This is a genomic window from Halobellus sp. (assembly GCF_042218505.1).
Classification (GTDB): domain Archaea; phylum Halobacteriota; class Halobacteria; order Halobacteriales; family Haloferacaceae; genus Haloquadratum.
On sequence record NZ_JBDGQZ010000050.1, the window covers coordinates 17,570 to 37,108 of the forward strand.

Here is a 19,539-nt window from a genome sequence, read left to right on the forward strand (position 1 = left end):
CCCCCATCGTACGCGGTCAGGCCGCGGCGCGACGTGAGCCAGCGTCCCGCACGCGGCGGCCGGAAGGGCGGACTTTTACGGCCCGACGGGCTACGACGGCGTATGAGCACGCCACAGGACCGCGTCGCGGCCGAATGTCCCTCCTGTTCGCCCGCTGAGTCGACGGTCCACGAGGTACTAAAAGCCGGCGGCGGTCACCACACCGTCCGCTGTACGGAGTGCAGCCACGTCCACAAGGTCCAGATCGAATCCGAGACGGAGATCGAACGCGACGTCGTCGTCTCTCAGGACGGCGAGTCGTTCGCCACCACCGTCGACGCCCCGCCGACGGAGACGATTGCCAGCGGCGACGAGTTCATTATCGACAGCGAGGAGGCCATTATGCTGGTCCGCGTCACCGGAATCGAGACCGGCCCCGAGCAGCGCACCGAGGAGGCCCGAGTCGAAGACATCGACACCATCTGGACCCGCGCGGTGGACAACGTGACGGTGAAAGCGACGGTCAACCCCAAGGAGGGGACGGGCGACCGCGAGGCGACGCGGAGTTTCGATCTCAAACTCCCCGGCGACCACGAGTTCGTCGTCGGCGACGTCGCCGCCTTCGGCGACGAGGAGTTCGAGATCAAGGCGATCCAGGTGCGCGAGGACGCGCCGGAGTACCGCCACGGCAAACTCGATCACGAGGGCGATATGGTCTACGCGAAAGACGTCAAGCGACTCTACGGCACCGACCAGACCACCTCCGCCTGGTCGGCGTGGTGAGGGCGGCCGGAGGCTGATTCTCCGGGGTCGTTCCCGCCGTCGGGGCGGGGAAAGATTAGATTTGTCGGAGTGCGAACAGTCGCGTATGAGCGACAACACAGACGCCCGCGAGACGCTGGTCGAGCGTCTCCGCCGCCGCGGGTACGTCGACGACGACCGGGTGGCCGAGGCTCTCCGGTCCGTCCCGCGCCACGAGTTCGTCCCCGACAGCCAACAATCGAGCGCGTACGACGACCGACCGCTGTCGATCGGGAGCGGCCAGACCGTGAGCGCGCCGCATATCGTCGGGATGATGACCGAACTCCTCGATCTCGCGCTCGACGACGATGTCTTAGAGATTGGCACCGGGTGTGGCTACCACGCGGCAGTCACAGCCGAGACCGTTCCCGAGGGGCACGTCTACTCTGTCGAGTACGACGCCGACCTCGCGGCCGGCGCCGAGAAGCGACTGGCCCGACTCGGGTACGGCGACCGGATTTCGGTCCGTGTCGGCGACGGCCGAGCGGGCTGGGGCGCGCACGCGCTGTTCGACGGTGCGTACTTCACGTGTGCCGTGCCCTCCGTTCCAGATGCCGTGCGAGAGCAGGTTGCGGTCGGCGGACGGATCGTCGCGCCCGTCGGCGAGGCCCATCAGGAACTGCTCCGGCTGGACAAAGAAGACGACGAGACGTTCGAGCGCTCGGAGCACGGAGGCGTGCGGTTCGTCCGGATCCGCGGGTGATCCGGGCTGACGACCCGCGGCAACGACAGGCCACCGTGCTCTCGACTTGCCCGATCTAATTCTATCTCCCGCCTCCCCCGCAGAGCGTGCAGTTGATTACGCCCCACGACTGAGTTTGTGATATGGATCCTGGGGACCTGCGCGGCGAGATGGTCGACAGCCTCGAGGAGCGGCTGTCTGTCGACAAAGCGGTCGCGCTCGCGATGCGGTCAGTTCCCCGTCAAGAGTTCGTCGACGACGCTCCGTACAACAACAGCGCCGAGGAGACCGCGGGAACGACCGTCCTCGCGCCCGATATGGTCGCTCGGCTGCTGACTGCCCTCGACGTCGATCCAGCGGACGGCGACGCGCCGGCCGACCCTTCGGACGATTCGGCCAGCGACGACGCCGGCAGCGACGTCCTCGTGGTGGGTGCAGGCGTCGGCTACACCGCCGCGTTACTCGCAGAAATCCTCGGCGAGCGACGCGTGCACGCCGTCGACATCGACCGCCGACTCGTCTACGCGGCGCGATCGAATCTTGCGTCCGCGGGCTACGGTGGCGTCCTCGTCGACGCTCGCGACGGCGCGAGCGGACTCCCCGAGTACGCGCCGTTCGACCGCATCCTCGTCGAAGCCGCGGCGATCAGTCCCCCGCGGGCACTGCTCGAGCAGTTGTCGCCCGACGGTCGCCTCGTGCTCCCGCTCGGCGGCCCCGACCAGACGCTCGCGGCCGTCGGCGGCGACGGTGACGTGATCGACCGGCACGGTCCGGTGGCGTTCAAGCCGCTGCTCGTCGACGGCGAGCAGCACGGCCGGCCGGCACGGAACCGGACCGTCAGGGAAGACACGGAGCGACAGGAAGACGAGGGCTACTTCGCGAAGACCGGCTGGGAGCAGGAGTGGATCGACTGGGACGAGCAGTTGCGGCGACGGTAGCGCCGTTCGTCACTGAAGTTTCAGCCCGCTTCCGGTGAGCGGGACGACGACGTCGTCGTCCGGTGCGATGACGCCCCGTTCGCGATACCGACCGAGTGCCGCGGGAGCGACGGCACAGGTCGGTTCGGTATCGAACCCCCGCGAGCGGAGCGCGTCGAGTTCGCGCTCGACGGCCGCCGCCGACATCGCGATGGCGTCGCCGCCGGTGTCGTCGATGGCATCGAGAATCTGTTTCTCGCGGACCGGGTCGCGGATCTGGATCCCGTCGGCGACCTCGTTGCGAGCGTCGGACCCGCCGTGAAGTGCGTCGGCGATGGGCGCGTAGCCGGCGGCTTGCGCCCCCAGCATCTGCGGGACTTCGTCGATCCAGCCCGCTTCGACGAGCGCACGGAAGCCGCGGTACGCCCCGAGAAAGAGCGTGCCGTGGCCGAGCGGTGTCACGACGGCGTCGGGGGCGATCCACTCGCGCTGGGCGCACACCTCGTACGCGACCGTCGCCGTCCCGGCGAAGAACGCCGGGTTCCAGGCGTGTGAGGCGTACCACGTGTCGGCTGCGCCGTCCTCCGGTTCTGCTTCGACGGCCTCGATACAGGCGTCTGTGACGGCCTCGCGACTCCCCTCGACCGGCACCGGCGTCGCACCGACGCGCTCGATGGCGTCCTGTTTGGCGGGCTTGACCGTGGCTGGAATGTAGATTTCGGCATCGATCCCGCTGCGGGCGGCATAGGTGGCGATGGCCGCGCCCGCGTTTCCCGAGGAGTCCTCGACAACGCGGTCGACGCCGAGCGCGTCGGCGACCGAGAGCGTCACTGTCGCGCCGCGATCCTTGAACGACCCCGTCGGGAAGACGTACTCGAGTTTGAACTCGGCGTCCCAGTCGTCTGCCTCGACGAGCGGCGTGCGGCCCTCACCGAGTGAGACGCGACCGTCGACCGGGAGCAACCGCTCGAACGTCCACAGGCCGTCACGGGCATTTCCCCACGAGGACGGCGGGTCAGCCGGGAGCGGTTCGTCGGACCGCTCGGTCGGGGCCGTCTCGAAATCGAGGGGCGCACCGCAGTCGCAGCGCCAGGCCCATCGGTCGTACGTCCGGTCGCAGACCGAGCAAGCGAGCGCGAGCGACGGTGGCAGCGACTGGTGGTCCGCGGTCATCTCAGTACGCGTCGACGTTGGTGCCGACCGAGCAGACGTACTCGCCGGTCGCGACCTGTGGGAGCCGGCGGGTTCGCCAGAAGACGCCGTTGTTGTTCGCGGTGACGCGCGCTTTGCGTTCGCCGAACGGCGTCGTCACCTCGAAGAGGAGGTCGCCGGCGCTGACTCTGTCGCCGAGGTCCGCTTCGAACCGGACGAGTCCGCCCGCGGGCGACCCATACTGGTCGAAGCCCTTCGCGCGAGTCTGGGGCTCTTGACCGGTTGACCCGGGCAGAAAGCCGTATCCGCGGAGAACGTTGAACACACCCGTCACGCCGGCTTCGATGCTGTCTTGATCCCAGCCGACGCAGCCGCCGAGTTCGGGATCGATCGTCGGGATGCCCTCGTCGGGACCCGTCCGGGCGAGTTGACCCTCCGGTCCCTTCTGGTCGAGGACGTAGCCGCACCCGAACGTCTTGGCCAGTTCGAGACAGTCGTCGTGCAGTCGGTGGCGACGGCCACAGCGGACGCGGACCTCGTCGATCATCCGCGAGGTCGATCCCTGATGGAGGTCCAAGATCAGATCTGCCCGGGTGGCGGCGTCGAACGTGGCAGCGGCGATTCGCTCGGACGAGGTCCCGCTATCGTCGCCGGGGTACGCACGGTTCATCTTCGTGTCGTCGATCGGATTGCGATGCTCTGCGATCTGAAAGGCGTGGTAGTTGACGATGCCGACGACGAGGACCGTTCCGGAGAGGTCCGCGGGATCCAGCCGGGGAACCACCCGACTGACGACGCCGACACCGTTCAGTTCGTCGCCGTCGGAAGCCGCCTGAATGTAGAGGGTTTTTCCGCTGGACGCTCCTTCGATGACTGCACAGGGGAGGCCCACGGTCGTCCCATCGCGGGTCTCGCCTACCTCGAGCCGGCCCGTGTCAATCTCTCCTGGGCCTGCACTCGCCGTACCGAGTGTCGTCATTATCCGACTGTCGGAGGCACCGGCCTTTAGGGGTTCGGTATGGTCGCTTCCCGAACGAGTGTTTATATCCGATCGGGCGGCCAGCATCCCCGTGCGCTGAGTGACACCCCGCGCCGGGCCGCGGTCGTTCGGCACGTCGGCGTGGGAGCGGACCGAGCGGGCGCCGTGTCGACTGTTTGCCTCTGAGAGACCACGGGACGACGCGTGGAAACCGACGACGCTTTGCCGACAGCGTCGTTATAGACAGGTGTGAGCGACGAGGTTCCGAACCGGCCACCACAGTCGGGGCTGGTGCAGGCGCTGCGCGTGCCGCGAAACGCCGCCATCGGGGTCGTCGTCGGGATCGCTCTGGCGGCTGTGGCGTATCTCGCGCGAGTCCTCGAACTGCTGGGGCCGTTCGCGGGGACGCGCGAGTACCCGGTGCTGGGTCCCGAAGGGTGGTTTCTGATTCTGGCGTTCGTCCTCGCGACGTCGACGGCGCTGCTTGTCGCGTCGATCCTGACGGTCGTCGAGGCGGTCAGGCGGACACGAGAACTGTGAGTTAGCCCTCGAACTCCTGTGTGTCGCCGACGAGTTCACCGAGCCGCTCGGCTCCCGCCCGGGTCCCCTTCGCGATGATGACGTCGCCGGCGCGGAGTTCCGTCGCCGGGCCGGGCTGGACGACCCATTCGTCGCTGTCGCCGTCTTCGCCACGCCCGCGCCGGACCGCGATCACCCGCATTCCGGTCTGCGTCTTGACCATCTCCTCGCCCAGCGTCGTGCCCGCGAGCGGTGCGTTTGCCGCGACTGAGAGCCGGATGATCACCTCGTCGGACTCCTCGACGGCGGCGGCAACGACAGGGTGAGCGTCGATTCCGCGATAGACGCCCTCGCTGATCTCTAGCGCCGCATCCGAGATGACCTCCGTCGCCGACGCCAGGTGGACGAGTCCGCGGAGTTGTACCGGGTTCTCGACGCGTGACGCCGCACGGAGCGTCCACGCCTCGAAGCGCGACTTCAGCGCGTCGACCTCGGCTTCGAGTTGCTTTACTTCCTCGGCGACGCCCTCGCTATCGAACAGGACCGCGCCGTATGCGAGATCGACAGCGAGCTCGCTCATATCCTTCATCAAGGTGATCGAGTCGACGGCGCGACCGAGATCATCGATCGGGGGATCGACCGTCGTCTCTGGATCGTAGGGGTCGCCGGTCGCCGCCTCGTACACCGTCGCAACGCCTTCGCGGGGGCCGCGGAGGAGCAGCGAGTCGCCCGCCTGCAGTTCGCTGTCGGGCCCCGGGTTCGTCAGCCAGCGACGCTTCCCGGTCGCGGACTCGCGGCGGATGGCAATCACGCGGACGCCGGTCCCGGTCTCCATATTGATGTCCAGGAGGGTTCGACCGGCGTACGTCGATCCTCCGTCGACTGTCGCGCGGACTAGCGCCTCGACGGCCTCAGGAAGCGCGGTCCGGATCGCGTCGGGCATCCCGATGTCCTCGATCTCGATCTTCGCAATGTCGCCCGCGGCGTTCGAGATCTTTTCGGCTGCGCCCATTACGCCGAGCACCGGAGCAAGTTGTTCGGCGTCCTCGGGACTGCGCGACGCCATCAGGAGACTCATCCGCCCCTGGAGTTGGAGGATATCCATTCGCCCCTCAAGTTCGAGAACTTCCCGGGCAATGTCGTCGCTGCCGTTGAGGACAGCCGAGTACGAGAGGTCGATGAGGAGCTCGGCGGTGTCTTTCATCTCCGCGAGCACCTCCTTGACGCTGACGGGTTCGTACTCGACGTCCTGTGGGTCCATATTCCGCCGTTCGCGGCGGGCGACAAAAACGCTTGGTGGTCACAGCTGGGGTGGGATGACCTCGAACACCCGTAAACGGTAACGCTTTTTTCACGTGGACGGAAATCGGATAGGTATGTCAGACGACCTGAAGCGCGGGCTGGAAGGCGTCATCGTCGCCGAGTCGGAGCTGAGTTACATCGACGGCGACGCTGGGAAACTGGTCTACTGCGGCTACCCGATCGAAGACCTGGCCCGCGAGGCGTCGTACGAGGAAGTCGTCTACCTCTTGTGGCACGACGGACTCCCGGATGCTGCGGAGCTTGCGGACTTCGAATCCTGGATGGCCAGACGCCGGGAGATCGACGACGAGGTCCTCGCGCGGGTCCGGAAGCTCGCCGATGCCGACGAGGTGCCGATGGCGGCGCTCCGGACCATCGTTTCGACGCTGTCGGCGTACGACGAGGACGCCGACCACGAAGACGTCGACGACCTCGAGTCGAACCTTCGGATGGCCTGTCGGATCACCGCTAAGATGCCGACGGCGCTCGCAGCGTTCGAGCGGCTTCGCCAGGGCAAAGCACCGGTTGAGCCCCGAGAGGATCTGAGTCACGCCGCCAACTTTCTCTATATGCTGAACGACGAGGTGCCAAACGACGTCCTCGCGGAGACGTTCGATATGGCGCTCGTTCTCCACGCCGACCACGGAATCAACGCCTCGACGTTCTCGGCGATGGTGACTGCCTCTACGCTCTCGGACCTCCACAGCGCCGTCACCACTGCGGTCGGCACACTCGCGGGGTCGCTCCACGGCGGCGCGAACGCCAACGTGATGCGGATGCTAAAGGAGGTCGACGAGAGCGACCTCGATCCGACGGCGTGGGTCGAGACCGCCCTCGACGAGGGCCGTCGCGTTCCCGGATTCGGCCACCGCGTCTACAACGTCAAAGACCCCCGCGCGAAAATCCTTGGTGAGAAGTCGAAAGCCCTCGCGAAGGCCGCAGGCGAACCGAAGTGGTACGACTACTCGGTCGCCATCGAGGACTACATCGCCGAGGAGAAGGGCCTCGCCCCGAACGTCGACTTCTACTCCGCGTCGACATACTACCAGATGGGCATCCCCGTCGACATCTACACCCCGATCTTCGCGATGTCTCGCGCTGCGGGGTGGATCGCGCACGTCCTCGAACAGTATGGGGACAACCGTCTGATCCGGCCGCGGGCCCGCTACGTCGGCCCGAAAGACCTGGAGTTCCCGTCGCTTGACCAACGGTAATTGTCGCCGTCTCGGCGCTTCACCGATCACTCCGCCGGCGACGACAGTTCTCCCGGATATCCCGCATTTGCGCGGTTTCCTGTGCACTCTCCTCCGAAACATTCGACACGGATTCACTACCGTCTCACTCGGAACCGACTCGACGTCCGGGGCTGACGCCGTGTGGCAGCACACACACGGTGACCAGTACACTCGTTCGAGCAGACAGATGACAGACGTGTGCCAGACAACCGTCAGACAGCGTCGACTTCACCGGCGCTGTGGGGCGATTTCACTTTCACCTCGCGTGGGGGATGTTTATGTACCTCGCGGCCACAGATATATGTGCACGTCACACGCGTGCATTCCCCCCCTTCCCTTACTATCGCGGAGTGAAACGGCTCTACACGCAGTCACTTCGATATTCGCGCTGGACGGGCCCGGACAGCGGCCCGATCAGGTCGTCGTTCTCGCTTCTGACGACCAGTATCCGATAGTATTAGACTCGACGCCCGAAACCAGTAGATGAGATGCTCTCTCTCGCCGATGTCGAGGCAGCACACGATCGGATCGCCGACGTGGTCCGCCACACGCCGCTGGAGTACTCGTATGCGTTCTCGGAGATGACCGGCGCTGATGTCCATCTGAAACTCGAGACGTTCCAGCGGACTGGCGCGTTCAAGATTCGCGGGGCGACGAACCGAATCGCAACGCTCTCTGAATCGGAACGCGACGCGGGGGTCGTCACCGCGAGTGCGGGCAATCACGCGCAAGGCGTCGCGCTCGCGGCCACCCGCGCGGGCACGGACTCGAAGATCGTGATGCCCGAGCACGCGCCGATATCGAAGGTCGAGGCCACAGAGCGATACGGCGGTCAGACGGTGCTGCACGGGGCAGACTACGACGACGCGCAGTCGAAGGCCCACGAGATCGAACAGGCGGAGGGGCGGACCTACGTTCACGCGTTCGACGACGAGCGGGTGATGGCCGGGCAGGGAACGATCGGCCTCGAGATCGTCGAGGACTGTCCGGACGTCGAGACAGTCTTGGTCCCCGTCGGGGGCGGCGGACTCATCAGTGGGATCGCGACCGCGATGAAAGCGCGCAATCGCGACGTGCGCGTGATCGGTGTCCAGGCCGAGGGAGCGGCGTCGCTGCCGCAGTCGCTCACTGCCGGCGAGATCCGGGAACTGGATTCGGTGAACACCATCGCCGACGGGATCGCGACCAGGAAGGTCGGAGAGACGCCGTTCGAGGTGATCCGCGAGCACGTGGACGAAGTCGTGACCGTTCCCGATGAGGAGATCGCGGTGGCGTTGACGTACCTTCTGGAGCGCTCGAAGACGCTCGTTGAGGGAGCGGGTGCGGTGCCGATGGCGGCGCTGCTGTTCGGGCGATTCGACTACGACGACGGCGAGACCATCGTTCCCGCGCTCTGCGGCGGCAATATCGACACGAACCAACTCACTACGGTCCTCGTCCGCGGCCTCGTCGAGACCGGCCGGTATCTCAAGATCCGGACGGTCCTGCGCGACCGACCGGGGGCGCTCGAAGACCTCGTCGAGATTATCTCTGATCGCCGAGCCAACATCTACGCGATCCAGCACGACCGCACGTCACGGGACGTCGCGATGAACGAGGCCGACGTGGAGATCGACATCGAGACTCGCGGGCACGACCACATCGACGAACTGCTCGCAGCACTGCGGGACGCGGGCTACGAGGTGGAGGTGCTGGCGTGAGTCGAACACGGTCGGCGGTTCTGTGGGGTCTCGTCGGTACCCTCGCGTTTCTCGTTCTCGTGCAGGGCTACCGATTGGCCGTCGGTAGACTCGGGGTGGACGTACTCACCAGTTTCGGGTTCGCCGCCCTGATCGGCGCGATTGTCGCCGTTGCGTCGTACCTCGTCGAACCCCGTTTGGCGTCGAAAGGAAGGACTTAAACGAGTCAGTAGGGTAGGTTCGACCGGGCCGGGATGGCCGAGTGGTAAGGCGCACGCCTGGAAAGCGTGTTCCCTCTGGGATCCAGGGTTCAAATCCCTGTCCCGGCGCTTCTCTGCCCCAGTACCGAACAAGGCGGTTTATCACCGAGCGTACGCGACTGGGGCTGTGTCGCACCGACAAAGGAATTTGAATCAGGGAGCGTCGCGAGCGAAGCGAATAACACGAGTAAAACGACTGTAGTTCAAATCCCTGTCCCGGCGCATCGTCCCGGTTTCTCCTCGACCGAAACCCCGCCGGCACTGTGTGCCCGCTGCATCGGATCCGGAGTGGCGGTCGTATTTCGGGGGCCTACATCGTCCCGATCGCTCTACCGGACTTCTCTTTGGCCTCGAGAACCCACACCTGTGGGTTCTCCTGCACATTGACGTCATCGACCAGGAGGTCGGGTCGAAACGCATTGCCGGCCATCGCTTCGCGCGCGGTGTCCCACTGCTCGTAGTCGATGCGCTCGAACGAGCCCGCGACGATCACGCTCCGCCAGGTCTCGGCGGACTCGACGTCGAACGTCAGGAAGGTCGCCGCGTCGGTGGCGTCGGCGTACGTCATCTTCTTCCACTCCTCCGAGTGCCCCAGGAACACGACGTAGAGCCGCTTGCTCCCGTCGTATCCGAACGACATCGGCAGGGCATATGGTACGCCGTTGGCCGCCAGTGAGAGGACGCCGAACCCCTTGGTTTCGAGGAACTCGTCGACCGCTGTCTCGGTTAGTTGCTTGCCCTGCAGCGTTTCGCGCGGTGAAGACATAGAACCGAATCAAACGGGTATTGGTAAACTGTTTAATTCGATTCCCAATCACAGAGAAGGATCTACAATACTTCTGCGCGGCCGATAGAAAAGCTCGAATCGATAGACTGACGAGGGGTGTCACCGGCGTCTCTCCCCGGACACCCCCGATTTGCGCTCTCTGCCCCGGCCGCTTCGCGCTGTTCACCCCGGATTTCGGTGTGCAAAAGGTTCATTACTGTGGCAACAATCCACACGGATGACAATGCCTGACACGAAAAACGGTCGGGAGCAGAAAGGCCGCAACAAGCGCAGCCAGCTTCAAGAAGAACTTTACGAGGAGGAGATCGAAGCCGTCGAGGCTGACGAGGAGCTCCCACAGTTCGAGCCCTCCGGCGACAACCCGTTCGTCGCAGAGGAACTCCCGGACGAGGAGTGAATCCGGACTCGTCTTTTTGCGGGGCGCTCGCTTGCAGGCTGACCGCCGATGGGGCCATCGCCCCGCTCGCTCGCCACAGCAGGCGCGACAGGAGATACAGTGACAAGGATCGGGGGCGACTGTGGACGTATGGGCTCCTGGAACGAGCGGTTTCGCACTGGCGAGTGTCCGTCTGATCCGGATCCCTCGTCGGTCCTGCGAGACGATGTCGACGAGACGGCTACCGGACGAGCGCTCGACGTCGCGCACGGGTTGCAACGAAGTCTTCCTCGCCGAGCGGGACCACGAGGTGGGCGCGCTCGACCAATCAATCGATAGGCTCCGGTGCACCAGAGCCAACGCGGCAGCGTGAGGCACCGAAATCCGAATCAACCTACTCCAGGCGGATGCAACTCGATTCGCGTACCCCGTGGACCAGTACGACGTGGTGACTGTCAGCTTCTTCCGCACGCTCGACCGCCTGAGCGGCATCAAACGAGCGCTGCGGCCTGACGGCCTGTTGGTTTATCAGCATCACCTCCGATCGGACCCGCCGGCAGCAGTCGGGCCGAGTTCCGACCGCTGCCGACTCTGCTCGAACGAACTTCTCTGCGTGTGCCGCAACCTCACCGTGCTGTACTACGAGGGATCGAGTGAACCCGTGGCCGGAACCCGCTCGGCGACCGTCGGACTCGTCGGACCTAACAGTCACGGCGGCACCCAGTCGTATCCCGAATGCTGGTGAACTGCGGGAATCGTATATAAATCCCGCGTCGCGCCGGCGGTTGCGACCAGCTAACGTGGTACTGATTGTCACGATATAGTTCGTGGATACGAGCGAATCGAGCGGTGTACGTGCCGATTGCCCCGCTCTTGGGATCCCACAATTCACAAACGGCGGTTGCCCCGTAGCAAAGAATTTATATAGAATCACAAACAATCCAACGATGTCTATGAGTCAGCGAATGCAACAGGGTCAGCCGATGATCATTATGGGCGAGGACGCCCAGCGCGTCAAGGACAAGGACGCGCAGGAGTACAACATTCAGGCCGCCCGAGCCGTCTCGGAAGCAGTACGGTCGACACTCGGCCCGAAAGGGATGGACAAGATGCTCGTCGACTCGATGGGGGACGTCACCATCACGAACGACGGCGTCACCATTCTTCAGGAGATGGACATCGACAACCCGACGGCGGAAATGATCGTCGAAGTCGCCGAGACCCAGGAAGACGAGGCCGGCGACGGGACGACGACGGCCGTCGCCATCGCGGGTGAACTCCTCAAGAACGCCGAAGACCTCCTCGAGCAGGACATCCACCCGACGGCGATAATCAAGGGCTTCCACCTCGCGAGCCAAGAGGCTCGATCGGCCGTCAACGAGGTCGCCGAGACCGTCGAACCGGGCGACTCCGACGTGCTTCGGAAGGTCGCCGAAACCTCGATGACCGGCAAGAGCTCCGAACTCGACAAGGAACTCCTGGCTCGGCTCGTCGTCGAAACCGTCGAGGCCGTGACGGTCGATGCCGACGACGGTTCCTACGTCGTCGACCTGGCGAACGTCAACATCGAGACGCAGACGGGACGTTCCACCAGCGAATCCGAACTTCTCGATGGTGCGGTCATCGACAAGGACCCTGTACAGGACGATATGCCGACCGAGTTCGACGAGGCAGACGTCCTGCTGCTGGACGAAGCCATCGAAATCGAGGAGACCGACGTCGACACGCAGGTCAACGTCGAGTCCCCGGACCAACTCCAGCAGTTCCTCGATCAAGAGGAGAAACAGCTCAGAGAGAAGGTCGAAAAGATCGTCGACGTCGGTGCCGACGTGGTCTTCTGTCAGAAGGGCATCGACGATATGGCCCAGCATTACCTCGCAAAAGAGGGCATCCTGGCCGTCCGACGGACGAAGAAGTCCGACATCGCCTTCCTGCGTGACGTCGTCGGTGCGAGCGTCGTCTCGGACATCGGAACCGTCACCGCCGCGGATCTCGGCCAGGCGGCCGTCGGCCGCGACGGCGACGACGAACTGTTCTACGTCGAGGGCCTCGGCGACGAGTCACACGGTGTGACGCTGCTGCTGCGTGGCTCCACCGAACACGTCGTTGACGAAATCGAGCGCGGCGTCCAAGACGGCCTCGACGTCGTCTCGACGACCGTATCCGACGGCCGCGTCGTCGCGGGCGGCGGAGCGATCGAAGTCGAAGTCGCGCGGCGCCTCCGCAGTTACGCTGGCTCCGTTGGCGGCCGCGAGCAGCTCGCGGTCGAAGCGTTCGCCGACGCGCTGGAACTCGTTCCGCGCGTCCTCGCCGAGAACGCCGGTCTCGACTCCATCGACACGCTGGTCGACATTCGTGAAGCCCACGAGGACGACGACACCCACGCCGGGCTGAACGTCTTCACCAGCGAGGTGGAGAACACCTTCGATGCCGGCGTCGTCGAGCCCGCACACGCAAAGGAGCAGGCGCTCTCCTCGGCCACTGAGGCCGCGAACCTGGTCCTCAAGATCGACGACATCATCGCCGCCGACGAACTGAGCACCAGTGGCGACGGCGACGAAGGCGGCGCGCCCGGTGGTGCCGGCGGTATGGGCGGTATGGGCGGTATGGGCGGTATGGGCGGCGCAATGTAAGCGCCGGTTCGACCGACACACCACTCACCCACGACGCGCCCTCGACCCGCCTCGCCTCCGATCTGACATCCTCTGCCGACGCTCGATCGCGTCCGGCGTATACTCGCTCAACTCGCCTTTTTTCGAGACTCCGGGCCCGTTCTCGCCGACCTCCCCGATAGTGACTACGTCCCACCGCTCTCAGCGGGTCACCCGTCCGCCGAGACGCTCTGACTATTCGAGTCCGTCCCGCCGCTCCCAGCGGGGCCACTCCATCCGCCGAAGCGCTCCCGTCACTCCCGTCCGAAATCGCGCTCGCTATAGGGCATTAAAATTTAATATTTTTGCACTCAATTAGAGAAAATTTGGAGTTAAACCGCTGATATGGATGTAAATTCAGTAACGGTGTTTATTAAGTGGATGAAGTGTGACCATCCAATATGGAGACGCTCCTACTGAATGACGAGGACGTCCGCGACAACGTGACGATGGCGGAACTCGTGCCCGCCGTCGCGGACGCGTTCGCGGCGTACGAACGCGGCGACGCTCAGATGCCGCCGAAGTCCTACATCGATCTCCCGCAGTACGACGGTGATTTCCGGTCGATGCCGGCGTACCTCGACGTTCGTGCGGAGGACGCCGCGAGCCAGTGGGACACCCAGGAGGCCTCCCCCGGTGGCGGGTGGGACGCTGCCGGCGTGAAGTGGGTGAACGCTCACCCGAACAACCCAGACCAGTTCGACCTGCCGACGGTGATGGGGACGATGATCTACACCGACCCGGAGACGGCGGTGCCGCTGGCGATCCTCGACGGCCGGACGCTGACGATGCTCCGGACCGGCGCGGCCGCGGCCGTCGCGACTGACCGCCTCTCGATTCCGGACGCCTCCTCGCTCGGCATTGTCGGTGCGGGGGCACAGTCGTATATGCAACTCCGCGCCATTAGCGAGGTCCGCGAAATCGAGACGGTCGTGATCGCTGATCTCGAGGAAGAGCGTGTGGCAGCCTTCGTCGAAACGTTCGAGGACGACTTCGACGTTCGCGGGGGCACGGTCGCCGAGGCGGCCGGTTGCGACGTGCTCTCGACAGTCACGCCCGTCGAGTCGCCGATCGTCCCGCGCGATGCCGTCGGCGAACGCACGCACGTCAACGCGATGGGAGCCGACGCCGCCGGGAAGCACGAACTCGCCGACGAGATCCTTCTCGACGCGAAACTCGTGATCGACGACTACGAGCAGACGACACACTCCGGCGAGATCAACGTTCCTTGGAGCGAGGGCGTCCTCGACGACGACGATATCTACGGTGCGCTCGGCGAGATCGTTACGGGCAAGAAATCGGGGCGGACCGACGCGGACGGGCTCTCGGTCTTCGATTCGACGGGGCTGGCGATCCAGGACGTCGCCGCCGCGCACGTCGCCTACGAACACGCGACGGCGAACGACAACGGCTACGCGTTCGACCTGCTCGGACTGGCCGACTGATCGCCAGCAGATTCACCGCCGAAGCGCGTTCGACTGCGGGTCGATCGCTTCGGTAGTTTTTACCGATCCGGCGACGGGATTCGGCATATGGTCTGGGTCCGCTCGGAGTACGCGGGCGAACTGGCCGTCGTGGTGACCTGGCTGGCCGCGTTCGTCCCGTGGAACATCACGTACTCCAGCGGCATCTCCGGCGGGTCGGTGCTGTTCGTGCGGTTTCCATTCTTCCAGATCCGCTACGCGTTCGGGGTGACGCCCGCGCGTCGAATCGCGCTCGCGGATCCCCTCTCGGCAATTGCGTTCCAGCACGGGCAGACGATCCAGGTGGCGTATCAGGCCTGGGCGGTCGGGGCCGCGGTCCTGGCAGTCGGTGTCGTCGTCGCAACGCTGTACTACCGGGACGAGGAGCGACTCGAGGCCGGCCCGGCTGACCCGGTTCGGTTCCTCGGCGGCATCCTCGCGCTTTCAGGCGTCGTGCTCGCCGCCGCGACGTACCTCTTGCTCACCCGGGGGTTCCCCGGCGTGCCGCTGCCGGTCGGCGTTGTCTTTCTCCTGCTCTTCGGCGGCCTGCTGCTGACGGTCGATCAGGAGTGATATTTTCGGCCGACAGTATAAGTCACTGCGAGTGAAAGGCTACGCAACACGTCCACATTATGGACGAAGGTCAGTCAGATGCCGGAGGGGAGACGCCGGCTACGGGCGGGGAAGAGAGTGCCGACGGGGAGTCGTCGGCATCGTCTCCGGAGCCCGGGCAAACTGACGCCTCCCTCTCGTCGAGCGACGCGATGCCGCCGGGAGAATCGGGATCCTCGTCACCGAAAGGCTCCGCTGACGGTCGCTCGGCGACGGCCGGGGATCGGGAGGCGGACTCGTTTCTCGGGCGACTCGAAGCGACGACGGACGATCTGCAGCGGCGGATCGACCGGTTCATCGAGGTCCTTCGCGGCTCCTCGATCGACGTTCGACCCTACCGCCCTAGTGACGGACGCTTCGCGTCGTTTGACCCGCCCGACGGCGAGACGGTCATCGATCGGTACTGGGTGAACGCCCCGTACGCCCACGTCGTGATCACGTACGACGACGAGGCGAGCGAGCACTACTACTACGCCGTCGAACCCGAACTCGACGACTTCGAATCCGAGTTACTGTCGCGGGCCCGCGTCGACATCCGCGACCCGCTTCTCTACCAGACGAACGCGGAACCGACTGCCGAGGAGACGCTCCGGTCCGAGCTACGGACCCTGCTCGAACAGTACGGCGTCGACGTCTCGATGCTCACCTTCCACGCCCTGTTGTACTACCTCTCGCGGGACTTCCGCGGCTTCGGTCGGATCGATCCGCTGATGAACGATCCGCACATCGAGGACATCTCCTGTGACGGCTACGATCTCCCGATCTTCGTCTATCACGACGACTACACCGACATCGAGACGAACGTCGTCTTCGGTGACACGTCTCTCGACGAGTTCGTGATCCGTCTCGCGCAGGAGTCGGGACGGCACATCAGTGTCGGCGACCCCGTCGTGGGCACGACGCTTCCAGACGGTTCACGCGTCGAACTCGCCCTCGGCGAAGAGGTCACACCACGAGGCTCCGCCTTCACCATCCGGAAGTACGCCGATGAGCCGTTCACGCCGATCGATCTGATCGATATCGGGACGTTCTCGATCGAGCAGATAGCGCATCTCTGGCTCTGCATCGAACACAACAAGAGCTTGATCTTCGCCGGTGGCACCGCCTCCGGAAAGACGACCTCGATGAACGCGGTCTCGATGTTCATTCCGCCGCGTGCGAAGGTGCTGACGATCGAGGATACCCGAGAACTGTCGCTGTATCACGACAACTGGCTCGCCTCGGTCACCAGAGAGCGTCTGCACGAGGGCTCGGACATCGATATGTACGACCTCCTGCGCTCGGCGCTCCGGCACCGCCCGGAGTACATCATCGTGGGCGAGGTCCGCGGCGACGAGGCCGTGACGCTGTTCCAGGCGATGAACACCGGCCACACCACGTTCTCGACGATGCACGCCGACAGCATCGAGACGGTCATCAACCGACTGGAGAACGAACCGATCAACGTCCCGCGGGCGATGGTGCAGTCGCTGGATCTGCTCTGCGTACAGACGCTCACGCGGGTCGACGGCGAGCGGGTCCGCCGATCGAAGTCGATCGGAGAGATCGGCGAGATCGATCAGCGGACCGGCGAACTGGACTACTCGCGGGCGTTCACGTGGAACGCCGACACCGACTCCTTCAGGGAATCGGACTCGAACCTCGTTGAGGAGATCCAGGACGACCGGGGATGGAGTCGGACGGAGCGAAAACGGGAGATGAACCGGCGGAAGCGGTTCCTCCGGTTGCTCGTCGACCTCGGCACGACCGACTACCGGGAGTTCACCGCGTTGGTCAACGAGTACTACGTCGACCCAGAGCGGGTGATGGAACGGCTCGAACGGACAGCGGAGAACGCGACGGACGCCGCCGACGCCACGGTCGACTCCGGAGGGGACGTCGGCATCGGGGGGCTCGAAGCCGATGGTGACGACTGAGTTCCTCGTCGGGTACGTGCCGCTCCTGTTGGTGACGCTTCTGGCGCTCCCGGTCGCACTCGTTCCGGTGAACCGAAACGCTCGCCTGCTCGTCACGCGACTGTCGCTCCCGATCTTCGGCCGGTACGTGACGCAGTCGAACCAGCGCCGTCGCCGACAGCGAGATCGGATGCGGGCCGCGTTCGTCGGCGAGAGCCACCGCGTGTTCGCCTCACAGACGCTGTTTATTGCCGCAGTAGCGGGAATCGCAGGCAGCGTATACGGCGTCTATCTCGGTGCGACCGTCCTCCGCTCGCTCTCGGTCGAACAGGAAGCGATCCGGGCGGTGCTCCCGGACGTACTGGACTTTGTCGCGGCTATCGCTCAGGTTCCGGACCTCTCGCTGCTGCAACTGTTCGCGCTGCTCGTCGTGGCCGGGGCCACTGTCGGGTCGGCGCTCTCGCTTGGGGTGTACTGGGGGCGGTGGCAGTACCTCGATCAGCGCGCACGGGCCCGCGGTCTCGAGATCGACGCGACGCTACCGGGGACCGTCGCGTTCATTTACGCGCTCTCACGCTCGGGGATGCCGTTCCAGGGGGTTCTCCGGACGCTCACGCGAAACCAGGACGTCTACGGCGAGGCGGCGCGCGAACTCGGCGTCACGATCCGCGACATCGACGCCTTCGGCACGGATATTCTGACGGCACTGCAGGACACCGCCGAGCGAACGCCGAGTCAAAACCTATCGGAGTTCACCGGCAACCTCGCGAGCGTCCTCTCCTCCGGCCAGAGCGTCTCCGACTTCCTCCACGACCAGTACGAGCGGTTCCAGGAGGAGGCCGAAGCCCAACAGCGGCAGTATCTCGATCTTCTTTCGACGTTCGCAGAAGTGTACGTCACCGTTCTCGTCGCCGGTCCCCTGTTTTTCATCACGGTCCTCGTCGTGATCGGACTGGTGATTCAGGACACGCTCACGCTTCTCCGACTCGTGAGTTACCTCGCAATTCCGCTGCTGACGTTCGGGTTCGTCGTCTACGTCGACAGCATCACCGAGAGCATTACGATCGGGACCCGCGACCACACCGACGACCTGACCGAGCCGAATCTGGACATCAGTAGTCGACGTGAGGCCTCGACGGCGACCGCTGACGAACTATCGCAACGCAGCGACGGCGGCATCGACACCGGCCGAACGGACGCGACGGCAGTCCGATCACGTGGTTCCAAGGCGGATGTGACGAACTGGGAACGGCTCGCGGTCTACGACCGAATTGGGACGGTCAGAGAGGGACTCTCGGACCCCATCGGGACGGTCCTGCGGCGACCGGCGTACTCGCTGGTCGTGACGCTCCCGCTGGGATTGCTCATCGTTGCGCTGTCGATCGGCGGGGCGACCCGCGGGGCCATCGCCGCGTTAATGTCGGGGTCGACACCAGCGACGACCGCGCTGTTGCTGCTCGTCGAGGCGATCGACGGGCCGATCGTTCAGGCGACGATCGTCCTCCTGGCGGGGATTGCAGTCGCGCACGAAGTGAACAAGCGGCGTATCCGCGCCATCGAGGCCGACACGCCCGACTTCCTCGACCGGATGGCGAGTATCAACGAGGCGGGCGTCACGATCGTCGGCTGTTTCGGCCGACTCGCGGACGCCGAACTCGGTCGGCTGGGGGACGAGATCTCCCGTGTGTGGCTCGACATTCGGTGGGGCTCACGCGTCAGTGACGCACTCGTGGGGTTAGAGCGCCGGGCCCGTGCGCCGGCGGTCTCACGGGCTGTCACGCTCATCCGCAACGCGATGTCCGCTAGCGGGGACATCAGCCCGGTGCTTCACATCGCGGCGGACGAAGCCCAGGAGATGCGACGGCTCCGTCGGGAGCGCCGACAGGAGATGCTGACGTATCTCATCGTCATCTACGTCTCGTTCTTCGTCTTTCTGGGAATTGTCGGAGCCCTGACAATCTCGTTCATCCCGGCGGTCGAAGCGGCGGGCCAGTCGGCCACCGGGACGGTAGGCGATGTCGGCGGGGTCAGCACTGGCCCACTGAGCGGGCTCCAGACCGTCGACACCGACGCGTACAAACTACTCTTTTTCCACGTGTCCTCGATCCAGGGCGTCTGTTCGGGACTCGTCGCCGGGCAACTGGGTGAGGGGAGCGTGATTGACGGGGTCAAACACGCGACGGTGCTGCTGACGATCACCTACATCGTCTTCGCGCTGTTGTGAACTTTCCTGACTTCGCGCTGTTGTGA

17 protein-coding genes, 1 tRNA gene and 1 pseudogene are annotated in these 19,539 nt (G+C 64.9%); 15 read left to right on the top strand and 4 right to left on the bottom strand.

The window, feature by feature from the left end:
• The first annotated feature begins 102 nt into the window (after positions 1–102).
• The 3 genes from ABEI27_RS13110 (at position 103) to ABEI27_RS13120 (ending at position 2,400) form a co-directional block, all read left to right on the top strand.
• Positions 103–762, top strand: coding sequence for an HVO_0476 family zinc finger protein (locus ABEI27_RS13110; protein ID WP_375799854.1), 660 nt, complete (start codon positions 103–105; stop codon positions 760–762).
• Between the two features lie 85 nt (positions 763–847).
• Complete coding sequence (gene pcm / locus ABEI27_RS13115; RefSeq protein ID WP_375799855.1) at positions 848–1,483, top strand: protein-L-isoaspartate O-methyltransferase; 636 nt, start codon at positions 848–850, stop codon at positions 1,481–1,483.
• Positions 1,484–1,605: 122 nt separating this feature from the next.
• Complete coding sequence (locus ABEI27_RS13120) at positions 1,606–2,400, top strand: protein-L-isoaspartate O-methyltransferase (RefSeq protein ID WP_375799856.1); 795 nt, start codon at positions 1,606–1,608, stop codon at positions 2,398–2,400.
• Between the two features lie 9 nt (positions 2,401–2,409).
• On the opposite strand, the gene ABEI27_RS13125 is transcribed toward ABEI27_RS13120, so the two are convergent.
• Positions 2,410–3,552 carry a pyridoxal-phosphate dependent enzyme gene (locus ABEI27_RS13125; RefSeq protein ID WP_375799857.1) on the bottom strand — a complete coding sequence of 381 codons (1,143 nt, stop codon included), beginning with the start codon at positions 3,550–3,552 and terminating at the stop codon, positions 2,410–2,412.
• Position 3,553: 1 nt separating this feature from the next.
• The gene (locus tag ABEI27_RS13130) at positions 3,554–4,510 is read right to left on the bottom strand and encodes a succinylglutamate desuccinylase/aspartoacylase family protein (protein WP_375799858.1); all 957 of its coding nucleotides are present in this window, start codon (positions 4,508–4,510) and stop codon (positions 3,554–3,556) included.
• A 249-nt stretch (positions 4,511–4,759) separates the two neighbouring features.
• On the opposite strand from ABEI27_RS13130, the gene ABEI27_RS13135 reads away from it, so the two are divergent.
• Positions 4,760–5,050, top strand: coding sequence for a hypothetical protein (locus tag ABEI27_RS13135; RefSeq protein WP_375799859.1), 291 nt, complete (start codon positions 4,760–4,762; stop codon positions 5,048–5,050).
• A 1-nt stretch (position 5,051) separates the two neighbouring features.
• On the opposite strand, the gene ABEI27_RS13140 is transcribed toward ABEI27_RS13135, so the two are convergent.
• Positions 5,052–6,290: a potassium channel family protein gene (locus ABEI27_RS13140; RefSeq protein WP_375799860.1), complete on the bottom strand. Its 1,239-nt coding sequence runs from the start codon at positions 6,288–6,290 to the stop codon at positions 5,052–5,054.
• A 115-nt stretch (positions 6,291–6,405) separates the two neighbouring features.
• On the opposite strand from ABEI27_RS13140, the gene citZ reads away from it, so the two are divergent.
• The 4 genes from citZ to ABEI27_RS13160 all read left to right on the top strand — a co-directional run bounded on the left by citZ (position 6,406) and on the right by ABEI27_RS13160 (position 9,574).
• Positions 6,406–7,545 (top strand): citrate synthase, encoded by a 1,140-nt coding sequence (gene citZ, locus ABEI27_RS13145; protein ID WP_375799861.1) that lies wholly within the window; start codon positions 6,406–6,408, stop codon positions 7,543–7,545.
• 509 nt (positions 7,546–8,054) lie between these two features.
• Positions 8,055–9,266 (top strand): threonine ammonia-lyase, encoded by a 1,212-nt coding sequence (gene ilvA, locus ABEI27_RS13150; RefSeq protein ID WP_375799862.1) that lies wholly within the window; start codon positions 8,055–8,057, stop codon positions 9,264–9,266.
• A complete protein-coding gene (locus ABEI27_RS13155) occupies positions 9,263–9,466 on the top strand; it encodes a hypothetical protein (protein WP_375799863.1) in 204 nt (67 codons plus the stop codon). Before ilvA ends, ABEI27_RS13155 begins: the two co-directional genes overlap by 4 nt.
• Positions 9,467–9,493: 27 nt before the next feature.
• Positions 9,494–9,574, top strand: a tRNA-Ser gene (locus ABEI27_RS13160).
• 241 nt (positions 9,575–9,815) lie between these two features.
• Here the strand turns inward: ABEI27_RS13160 and ABEI27_RS13165 are convergent.
• Positions 9,816–10,271: a pyridoxamine 5'-phosphate oxidase family protein gene (locus ABEI27_RS13165; RefSeq protein ID WP_375799864.1), complete on the bottom strand. Its 456-nt coding sequence runs from the start codon at positions 10,269–10,271 to the stop codon at positions 9,816–9,818.
• A 244-nt stretch (positions 10,272–10,515) separates the two neighbouring features.
• On the opposite strand from ABEI27_RS13165, the gene ABEI27_RS13170 reads away from it, so the two are divergent.
• From ABEI27_RS13170 to ABEI27_RS13200, 7 genes and pseudogenes are all read left to right on the top strand, one after another.
• Positions 10,516–10,689: a hypothetical protein gene (locus ABEI27_RS13170; protein WP_375799865.1), complete on the top strand. Its 174-nt coding sequence runs from the start codon at positions 10,516–10,518 to the stop codon at positions 10,687–10,689.
• A 129-nt stretch (positions 10,690–10,818) separates the two neighbouring features.
• A pseudogene (locus ABEI27_RS13175) lies at positions 10,819–11,413 on the top strand (class I SAM-dependent methyltransferase).
• 238 nt (positions 11,414–11,651) lie between these two features.
• Positions 11,652–13,301 (top strand): thermosome subunit beta, encoded by a 1,650-nt coding sequence (gene thsB, locus ABEI27_RS13180; protein WP_375799928.1) that lies wholly within the window; start codon positions 11,652–11,654, stop codon positions 13,299–13,301.
• A 419-nt stretch (positions 13,302–13,720) separates the two neighbouring features.
• Positions 13,721–14,764 (top strand): ornithine cyclodeaminase family protein, encoded by a 1,044-nt coding sequence (locus ABEI27_RS13185; RefSeq protein WP_375799866.1) that lies wholly within the window; start codon positions 13,721–13,723, stop codon positions 14,762–14,764.
• An 87-nt stretch (positions 14,765–14,851) separates the two neighbouring features.
• On the top strand, positions 14,852–15,355 hold the full coding sequence (locus ABEI27_RS13190; protein ID WP_375799867.1) for a hypothetical protein: 504 nt from the start codon (positions 14,852–14,854) through the stop codon (positions 15,353–15,355).
• A gap of 191 nt (positions 15,356–15,546) precedes the next feature.
• Entirely contained in the window at positions 15,547–17,310 is a 1,764-nt protein-coding gene (locus tag ABEI27_RS13195; protein WP_375799929.1) for a type II/IV secretion system ATPase subunit, read from the top strand.
• Positions 17,297–19,513 (top strand): type II secretion system F family protein, encoded by a 2,217-nt coding sequence (locus ABEI27_RS13200; protein ID WP_375799868.1) that lies wholly within the window; start codon positions 17,297–17,299, stop codon positions 19,511–19,513. Before ABEI27_RS13195 ends, ABEI27_RS13200 begins: the two co-directional genes overlap by 14 nt.
• The last annotated feature ends 26 nt before the right edge of the window (positions 19,514–19,539 follow it).

Excerpts from the sequence above, each read along its gene's own strand:
- ABEI27_RS13125 (WP_375799857.1), bottom strand. The coding sequence starts at position 3,552 with ATGACCGCGGACCACCAGTCGCTGCCACCGTCGCTCGCGCTCGCTTGC.
- ABEI27_RS13110 (WP_375799854.1), top strand. The coding sequence starts at position 103 with ATGAGCACGCCACAGGACCGCGTCGCGGCCGAATGTCCCTCCTGTTCG.
- ABEI27_RS13140 (WP_375799860.1), bottom strand. The coding sequence starts at position 6,290 with ATGGACCCACAGGACGTCGAGTACGAACCCGTCAGCGTCAAGGAGGTG.
- ABEI27_RS13165 (WP_375799864.1), bottom strand. The coding sequence starts at position 10,271 with ATGTCTTCACCGCGCGAAACGCTGCAGGGCAAGCAACTAACCGAGACA.
- ABEI27_RS13190 (WP_375799867.1), top strand. The coding sequence starts at position 14,852 with ATGGTCTGGGTCCGCTCGGAGTACGCGGGCGAACTGGCCGTCGTGGTG.
- ABEI27_RS13170 (WP_375799865.1), top strand. The coding sequence starts at position 10,516 with ATGCCTGACACGAAAAACGGTCGGGAGCAGAAAGGCCGCAACAAGCGC.
- thsB (WP_375799928.1), top strand. The coding sequence starts at position 11,652 with ATGATCATTATGGGCGAGGACGCCCAGCGCGTCAAGGACAAGGACGCG.
- citZ (WP_375799861.1), top strand. The coding sequence starts at position 6,406 with ATGTCAGACGACCTGAAGCGCGGGCTGGAAGGCGTCATCGTCGCCGAG.
- ABEI27_RS13185 (WP_375799866.1), top strand. The coding sequence starts at position 13,721 with ATGGAGACGCTCCTACTGAATGACGAGGACGTCCGCGACAACGTGACG.
- ABEI27_RS13200 (WP_375799868.1), top strand. The coding sequence starts at position 17,297 with ATGGTGACGACTGAGTTCCTCGTCGGGTACGTGCCGCTCCTGTTGGTG.
- ABEI27_RS13120 (WP_375799856.1), top strand. The coding sequence starts at position 1,606 with ATGGATCCTGGGGACCTGCGCGGCGAGATGGTCGACAGCCTCGAGGAG.
- ABEI27_RS13130 (WP_375799858.1), bottom strand. The coding sequence starts at position 4,510 with ATGACGACACTCGGTACGGCGAGTGCAGGCCCAGGAGAGATTGACACG.
- pcm (WP_375799855.1), top strand. The coding sequence starts at position 848 with ATGAGCGACAACACAGACGCCCGCGAGACGCTGGTCGAGCGTCTCCGC.
- ABEI27_RS13195 (WP_375799929.1), top strand. The coding sequence starts at position 15,547 with ATGCCGCCGGGAGAATCGGGATCCTCGTCACCGAAAGGCTCCGCTGAC.
- ilvA (WP_375799862.1), top strand. The coding sequence starts at position 8,055 with ATGCTCTCTCTCGCCGATGTCGAGGCAGCACACGATCGGATCGCCGAC.